General features: G+C 36.7%; 6 protein-coding genes. 5 read left to right on the top strand and 1 reads right to left on the bottom strand.

Annotation, left to right across the window (positions count from 1 at the left end):
- Positions 1-210: 210 nt before the first annotated feature.
- On the bottom strand, positions 211-963 hold the full coding sequence (locus ACHFIY_RS19040; protein WP_410847716.1) for a hypothetical protein: 753 nt from the start codon (positions 961-963) through the stop codon (positions 211-213).
- A 166-nt stretch (positions 964-1,129) separates the two neighbouring features.
- Between ACHFIY_RS19040 and ACHFIY_RS19035 the strand changes: the two genes are divergently transcribed.
- The 5 genes from ACHFIY_RS19035 to ACHFIY_RS19015 all read left to right on the top strand — a co-directional run bounded on the left by ACHFIY_RS19035 (position 1,130) and on the right by ACHFIY_RS19015 (position 4,809).
- Positions 1,130-1,321, top strand: coding sequence for a hypothetical protein (locus tag ACHFIY_RS19035; protein ID WP_410847715.1), 192 nt, complete (start codon positions 1,130-1,132; stop codon positions 1,319-1,321).
- A gap of 81 nt (positions 1,322-1,402) precedes the next feature.
- Entirely contained in the window at positions 1,403-2,341 is a 939-nt protein-coding gene (locus tag ACHFIY_RS19030) for an IS1595 family transposase (protein WP_410847714.1), read from the top strand.
- Positions 2,334-2,543, top strand: coding sequence for a helix-turn-helix domain-containing protein (locus ACHFIY_RS19025; protein ID WP_410847713.1), 210 nt, complete (start codon positions 2,334-2,336; stop codon positions 2,541-2,543). Before ACHFIY_RS19030 ends, ACHFIY_RS19025 begins: the two co-directional genes overlap by 8 nt.
- Before the next feature lie 321 nt (positions 2,544-2,864).
- Complete coding sequence (locus ACHFIY_RS19020; protein ID WP_410847712.1) at positions 2,865-3,605, top strand: Rha family transcriptional regulator; 741 nt, start codon at positions 2,865-2,867, stop codon at positions 3,603-3,605.
- 148 nt (positions 3,606-3,753) lie between these two features.
- Entirely contained in the window at positions 3,754-4,809 is a 1,056-nt protein-coding gene (locus tag ACHFIY_RS19015; protein ID WP_410847711.1) for an ImmA/IrrE family metallo-endopeptidase, read from the top strand.
- Positions 4,810-5,507 lie beyond the last annotated feature (698 nt).

The following is a 5,507-nucleotide window of genomic DNA, read 5'->3' as shown; positions in this document are numbered from 1 at the left end:
ATTTTATTATCCTATCAGACGCATCATTTATATTTGAAAGCAATTCTGTAACTACTGGCATAGGTAATAAAATATCATACCCGTTCTTGGTGAGTAGTTTCATCAAGTTAATTGCTTTTTGCATTTCTTGCTCTTGCCCTTTTGTGCATTCTTCTTTAATGCACCATATTGCAAAATTACTATCAAAGGATATTAAAGGCATTAGCGTTATTAAATATTTTCGGTTGAAAGATTAATGTCAGAAAATACTTTGCTTAAGTATTTGAACCCATCTTCTGGATTTTTTTTGTCAAATTCCCATATTTCAGTAGCTACAAGATTAGACAACTTTAAATCACTGCCTTTCCATGTAGCCTCGCCAGAAATTCCCACATTAGAATGGGGTTTAAAATTAAACAAATCTTCTTCTTTTACAGTAACATCTATTGTCTCCCCATTGTCTAAAAGCAAAGTAATTGTAGGTCCAATTGTTCCACCTAGCCATTGTATCCACCCATATATAGTCGTGTCCCCCTTTACGGTAATTGTTTTTTCTGGAGAAAACTGGTCTGTAAAGTTTGCGTGTGGCTTAAACTCGCCATTAATAGTCTCCCCAAATTCAACTTTGCAGGAGTACTTGCTATTAAATCTTGATATATTTTCTAATGTTTTTATTGTCTTTGAAGGTAGTGTAGAAGTATCGTTAGTTTGAACCGAAAGCAATAAAACAGTAAATGCTTCAATCAGCACATTCCTCGAAGATTTTAATATATACCGCAAACTAAGGCTTCTATTGCCTAGGTCATTAAACCCGACTATCGAAGAATCAAACTTAAAATTTGGAGTAGAATTTTGAATTAGGGGCTTTAATAGTGATTCTAACAATAATATGTTTGCCGAAAGTTCAGACAAAGCAATAGCGTCTGGTTTTATATCTCCACCAGAGAACTTAATTTCTAATATGTCGCTTTGTATATTAAACATGACATCACAAATTAATTGTTTATTTATTACAAATAGATAGCCAAATCAAAAAAAGGTACTTGCTTTTTTTAATTTCGACGGTCGGCAGGTCGAAATTACGGATTTTTATTTTAATAGAACACAAGTTTGTAGTTTGCAAGTTGAAACTATGTTATATATTTGCTAAATGGAAGGAAAAATAAACATAGAAAAGCTGCAAACAATAAAGAATTATGCCCTAGAAATGGGCGTAACTACGTCCTATATATATAAACTAGTAAAAGAAAACAAGATGGCTGTATTAGTCATAGATGGGGTTCAATTCGTTCAATCCGACATATACCCCGAACTGCCAGTTACTAAAAGACGTAAGCAGTAAATATATTTTTTATTAATCTAGTTGGAAGTTTGAAACTATTTACTATATTTGTATTAAGTTTGAAACTTGCAACTATAAAACATGAAAACATTCAAATCAATATTAGAATTTCAGAAAGAATTTAGCACAGAAGAAAAGTGTAGGGAATACCTAGAGCAACAACGCTGGGATGGCACACCTGCTTGCCCTTTTTGTGGTTCAATCAATGTTTGCAGGTTCGCCAATGGCAAGATATTTAAATGCCGTGAAAAGGAATGCAGGAGCAAGTTCAGCGTAACAGTTGGCACTATCTACGAAAACACTAAAATACCTTTAACTAAATGGTTCTTTGCAACTTACCTTTTGGCTGTACATAGCAAGGGTATCAGTAGCTTACAATTGGCTTCATTCATTGGGGTTACCCAAAAGACTGCATGGCATTTAAACCACCGTATTAGGCAAATGCTGACATCTAACGCCCCCGAACTACTGGAAGGTGTTGTAGAACTAGATGAAACCTATGTAGGCGGTTCAGAAAGCAATAAACACGCAAGCAAAAGAAAAGTAAAAGGTGGTACTGGTGGTAAGACTATGGTATTTGGCGCTATTGAAAGAGGTGGCGATGTTAAGACTAAGGTCATAGCAAAAACAGACAAAGAAAATATAAACGAAGCTATTGCAGGATTTGTAAAACCTAATAGCATTATGGTAACAGATGAACACCACGCTTACAACCAAGTTAGTTTGTCTCATACTCATAAGAAAGTAAACCATAAAGCAAAAGAGTATGTACGCAAAGAAGGAGATTTTGCAGTACACACAAACACTTTAGAAGGCTTTTGGAACTTGCTAAAAAAACAAATCAACGGTATTCACCATTCAGTAAGCCCACAGCATTTACAACGCTATTGCAACGAGGCTTCTTTCAGGTACAATCGCAGGAAAGTTTTACAAGATGAAAGGTTTGCAGATGCTTTAGCTAATTGTAATGGTTCATTGAAATATAAGGACTTAACCAAAAAAGAAGAAAGCAATGGATAATAAGGAGTATTTAAAAGCGATGGGTGAAAGGGTAAGGCAGCTAAGAAGGGAGAAGGGTTTCAATACCGAAACCCTTCGCATAGCTTGTAAATTAAGCAGGTCGGCTATTTCGGACATAGAGAACGGAAAGAAAAATAGCTACCTACTTACCCTTAAAAACATTGCCGATAAAATAGGTGTGGATGTAAAGGACTTTCTATAAAACAACTAAGCATATACAATATGGGGCAAAATATACCCATAGGATAGCCATATACTACAAGACAAGTTGAAAACTACTACAAATTGATGTAGTTATATATTTACTTTACACTATTTTTGCTTTGTTACAAATAAAAAGCCCCAAATAGGTTTGACCGACCTGTTTGGGGATAAGATAAACTTTAGGTATTTAGAAGCTTCGAGACTGCAAAACTAAGCAAGCTGCTTCAATTCCCCAAATTTTTCTTGTTTTTTATGCGTAGCTCTATGCGATAAATTGTCGTATGGGTTATTTTTTCATTGCATAAATTAAAAAGGAAAGATGCAATTAGTTATTAAGTACAAAGACCACGTATCAACTACGTCAGTATTGGTGGCAGAGAAATTTGGCAAAAGGCATGATGATGTTTTAAGAGCCATAAGAAACATGGAGTGTTCAGAAGAATTTTCGCTCCGCAATTTTGCGGAGTCAGATTATTTGGTAAGGGGAAAGAAGTACCCTATGTATATCCTAACTAGGGATGCCTTTACAATGTTGGTAATGTCGTTTACGGGCGGTAGTGCTGCTAAGTTTAGAGAGGAGTTTATAGACGAGTTCAATAGGATGGAAGAAGTGTTGAAGGCTGGTGAAACCCCTGTATTAATAGCCACGTATCAACAACGCGTATTAAGCGAGCCTACAAAGAGTTGCCCAGATACACATTGGAATATATTTGATGCCTCGCATAGCATAATGCTTTTGATAGAAAAGGGTATTGGGAGTATAAATAAATATGATTTGGCAGACGGGAGCATTGGAACAAGGTGGGCAAAGTTCAGGACAGGCAAAGAGTGGGCGGTAGATAGCTCAACTTATATGCACGAATACGAAGACAATAGAGGTGCAAGAGAGTGCAAGTGCTACCAATACTCAGAACGAGCGCATTTCAACAAGTGGCTAAGGGATACATATAAAACAGTACACTTATCCGAATACTTAATTACTAAGTACAAGGGCGAAAAGAATATAATGATGCTAGATAGGGTACAAGAGTTTTTACCTAAGCTACTTAGGGCTTCTTAATAACGATACAGTAAAAGCGGGATTGGTCACCCGCTTTTTTTATGCCCTGTTTGGTCTAACAGGTATATAGTTACCTCAGGAGACTACGCGGAGCGGGGGATACCAAAACTGGTACGAATAATGAATAACTCAAAAGAATACGTTTGTTATGCAAAAATTCAATTCAGAAATATTAATACTTGCAAGGGAAGCAAGGTATATTACTCAAGTGGAATTATCCGCAATGCTTGGTGTCGAGCAGGGTACAATATCAAAAATTGAGAAAGAAATTTTAACTGCGGATGATAAATTAGTAGAAAAAATTTCAAGAGCATTAGATTTTCCTGTTAGTTTTTTTTATCAAGATAGGAAAGTAATGACTGTTGAAGGTCATTATCGTAGAAAGGTTTCTATTCCAGTAAAGAAGATGAAACAATACGCCGCACAAATGACTATTGCTGAATGGCATTTTTTAAAACTAATGGATGAAATAGAATTGCCCGAAACAAGATTGCCAACTTGGGATGTTATTGAGGATGGCAGTCCTGCTATGTGTGCAAAGCATTTGAGAGATTTTTGGAAAATACCAAAAGGTAGAGTTATAAATTTGACAAAGCTAATTGAAGATAATGGCATAGTCATTATTTCCTTGGATTTGGGTGAAATGTCGGGCTTTAGTACTTATATTAATGGTAACATTCCTGTGATATATGTCAATAATAATTTGTCTCCGGATAGATATAGACTAACTGTTGCACATGAATTAGGGCATATAATTTTTCACTTTGGTAATAAAGTAAGTCAAGAAAGAAACTTGGAAGGTGAAGCATACGAATTTGCAATTGAGTTACTCGTTCCAGAAAGCAACATTCGTCCTTACCTTACTAAAATTTCAATTGATAAATTAGCAGATTTAAAATCTTATTGGTATGTATCAATGCAAGCACTTTTGCGTTATGCAAATACACTTGGGATGGTTACACAAAACCAATATAAATATTTGTGGATACAAATGGGGTCTCTCGGCTATAGAAGGAATGAGCCTGTGTCAATCCCGAATGAAAAGCCTGGTTTAATTAGAGAAATTGTCAATGCTTATGTGTCTGACCTTGGATATAGTAAAGAAGAATTAGCATCAGTCCTACAAATGAATGTATCCGAATTAGAAAGAATATATTTTGAGTCTAAAAGTAATCTCAAAGTATTAAGGGGTCGAGTGCAATAACGACTAACAAGTAAGGTATTGCCTGCAGGCAGGGGTATAGTGCTGGGTCAGCCCGGAATCGAAGCCCTATGATTGGAATATTGACGATGTTTTATCATAACCAATATATAACGTCAAGCTGAAACTAAAGCCAAATAGAAAAGAAAATGGTGAAGTTTATTCCGTCACGCCCTGCTTGCGGTAATACCAATATTAGCGGCCGTTTTTTATTCGCTTGGATAAAAGCTTGCTAGAAGTGTCGTTCCCTGCTAGCGCACGAGCCGAAATAATTAGGGTTTGCTGGCGCACGGCGTGCCGCGTGTCCCTTCGCTTCGGTCTTCACGTTCTTTCGACGCAGGATAAATATAACCTAAATGCAGGCTGGCTGTTGTTTTCAGGCAACCTGCCAAAATGAGATATTGCCTTTATGTATTGGATTGGTTATCGTAGCGGAGTAACCACCCCGCCCTTTGGGCACCCCTCGTGAGGGGAATTTGGCTGCCATTGTTAGCCTTCGCTCAGTATCCTATATGGGGGCATTTTTGGATGCTCATGGGGGCATATTTCCCCCATATAGGATTTTTATTTTGGGCTATATACCTATTCATGCCAATTTTACAGTAAGGAGCACCTTGGCCTTGCCCCTTGCATCGGATGTTAGTTGGCTTTGGAAAATGATAATTCACCATCAAAATCTTATCAGTTTCTTATCAATAAAC

This window comes from Parasediminibacterium schistidii, from assembly GCF_046546515.1.
Lineage (GTDB): Bacteria > Bacteroidota > Bacteroidia > Chitinophagales > Chitinophagaceae > Parasediminibacterium.
This window is presented reverse-complemented; position numbering and strand designations above follow the sequence as displayed.